The 2184-nt window shown below is 73.9% G+C and carries 3 protein-coding genes; 1 reads left to right on the top strand and 2 read right to left on the bottom strand.

Annotation, left to right across the window (positions count from 1 at the left end):
• On the top strand, positions 1-718 hold a 718-nt coding region (locus tag KBX53_RS30625), incomplete at its 5' end, for a homogentisate 1,2-dioxygenase (RefSeq protein ID WP_210863202.1).
• On the opposite strand, the gene KBX53_RS30620 is transcribed toward KBX53_RS30625, so the two are convergent.
• Positions 715-1743, bottom strand: a complete 1029-nt coding sequence (locus KBX53_RS30620; RefSeq protein ID WP_210863200.1) for a tetratricopeptide repeat protein — start codon at positions 1741-1743, stop codon at positions 715-717. The two genes, KBX53_RS30625 and KBX53_RS30620, sit on opposite strands and share 4 nt — an antisense overlap.
• A 10-nt stretch (positions 1744-1753) precedes the next feature.
• On the bottom strand, positions 1754-2184 hold a 431-nt coding region (locus tag KBX53_RS30615), incomplete at its 5' end, for a 2-C-methyl-D-erythritol 2,4-cyclodiphosphate synthase (RefSeq protein ID WP_210863198.1).

Here is a 2184-nt window from a genome sequence, read left to right as displayed (position 1 = left end):
CCCCACCTCGACCATCCACCGGCTGGTGCCCACCGGCGACCAGCCCGTCCGGCTGCTCGCCGTCGAGGCGTCCGGGCACATCGGCCCGCCCAAGCGCTACCTCTCCGTACGCGGCCAGTTCCTGGAGCACTCGCCGTACTGCGAGCGGGACGTCCGGGGCCCCGACGCCCCGCTGCTCGTCGACGACGAAGAGGTCGAGGTGCTCGTCCGGCACCGGCGCGGTTGGACCCGCTACGTCTACGCCAACCACCCGTTCGACGTGGTCGGCTGGGACGGGCACCTCTACCCGTGGGCGTTCTCCATCCACGACTTCGAGCCGATCACCGGCCGCATCCACCAGCCCCCACCGGTGCACCAGACCTTCCAGGGGCCCAACTTCGTCATCTGCTCGTTCGTGCCCCGCAAGGTCGACTACCACCCACAGTCGATCCCGGTGCCGTACAACCACCACAACGTCGACTCCGACGAGATGCTCTTCTACACCGGGGGCAACTACGAGGCACGGCGCGGCTCCGGCATCGAGCAGGGCTCGATCTCGCTGCACCCGTCCGGTTTCACCCACGGCCCCCAGCCGGGTGCCGCCGAGCGTTCCATCGGCGCGGACTACTTCGACGAGTTGGCCGTCATGGTCGACACCTTCCGCCCGCTGGATCTCTGCGACGCCGCCAGCGCCTGTGAGGACGAGGGGTACGCCTGGACGTGGGCGCGTCGCGCCTAGCGGACGGCGGTTCGGGTGAAGACGGCGAACTCGGCAACCGCTGTGACGGCGATGGCCAGCACCAGGGGCCACGGTGAGCCGACCATGGCGTACACCAGCAGCAGCAGCGGCGCGGCGGCCACGGCGTAGATCGCCAGGGCCATCGTGCGGTCCGCGCGCAGCAGAGCGGGCAGGACGCTCCGGGTCAGCCCCGGCAGCCGGGCACCGAGCTGCCAGACGACGATGCCCCCGGTCAGCGCGGCGAGCACCGCCAGGATGCGGGAGAACCCGTCGCCCGCCGACGCCGCGAACGCGACAAGCACCGCCGCGACCAGCGACCAGCCCGCGCCGTAGAGCACCAGACGGTGCAGCCCGTACGTGAGGGTCCGTGGCGAGTCGATCCGGCTCGGGCTGACCGTCACCGCCTCGGCGATGTGCGCCAACGCCTCCGACCAGCGGCGCTGCTCCAGCCGCATGACCCCCACGTCGTGGCCGGCCTCGGCGATCCGCGGGTCGAGCCGCAGCGCCTCCCGGTAGGCCCGCTCCGCCAGGTCGAACAGGTCCAACCGGGCGGCGACCAGGCTGAGCACCAGGTGCGCCTGCGGCTCCTGCGGGGCCAACTCGACACCACGCCAGGCCGCGTTCAGCGCCGGCTGACCGTTGCGGGCGCCAGCCAGGATCGCCGCCGCGCTCCGCTGGGCGTACGCGTCTGCCGGGCCGAGGGCGAGGATCCGGTCGGCGGTGGCCGCCGCCTCCGCGTAGCGCTCCAGATCGGAAAGCGCCATGCCCCTGGCGACCAGTGGTGGCACCGCCTCCGCCGCGACGGCCACTGCCGTGTCGGCGGCGGTGAGCGCCTCAGCCGGGCGGTCGGCGGCCAGGTGCACCCGGGCCAGCACGGTGAGCGCGTCCACGTCATCCGGCTGGAGGGCCAACCCGTAGGCCAACTCCCCCGCCGCCTCGTCGTAGCGGCCGAGCTCGGCGAGGAGTTGGGCCCGCTGGACGTAGCCGTCGGCGGCGGACTGGTCGGGGGCGGGGTCGCTGGACATCGCGGCGAGCCTAGGCGGCCGGAGCGTCGTACACCAGGGCCACCGCGATCCCGGCCAGCCCTTCCTCACGACCGGCGAAGCCGAGCCCGTCGGTGGTCGCCGCCGAGACGGTGACCGGGGCGCCGACCGCGGCGGAGAGGACCTCCTGCGCCTCCGCGCGACGCCGGCCGATCTTGGGACGGTTGCCGATGACCTGCACCGACACGTTGCCGATCTCCAGGCCGACGGCCCGCACCCGGCGGGCCGTCTCGGTCAGCAGCGCCACCCCGGACGCGCCGGCCCACTCCGGCTGGTCAACCCCGAAGGCGGAACCGAGATCACCGAGACCGGCGGCAGGGTGCAGCGCGGTGCAGGCGGCGTGCGCGACCCCGGCGGCGTCCGCGTGCCCGGCGAGGCCGTCCTGGTCGGGCCAGAGCAGCCCGGCCACCCCGCTCGGCCGGC

Origin of the sequence: Micromonospora sp. M51, assembly GCF_018070305.1 — a bacterium.
Classification (GTDB): domain Bacteria; phylum Actinomycetota; class Actinomycetes; order Mycobacteriales; family Micromonosporaceae; genus Micromonospora; species Micromonospora parva.
The sequence above is the reverse complement of the archived record's forward strand: the minus strand, read 5'-3'. Positions and strand labels throughout refer to the sequence as shown.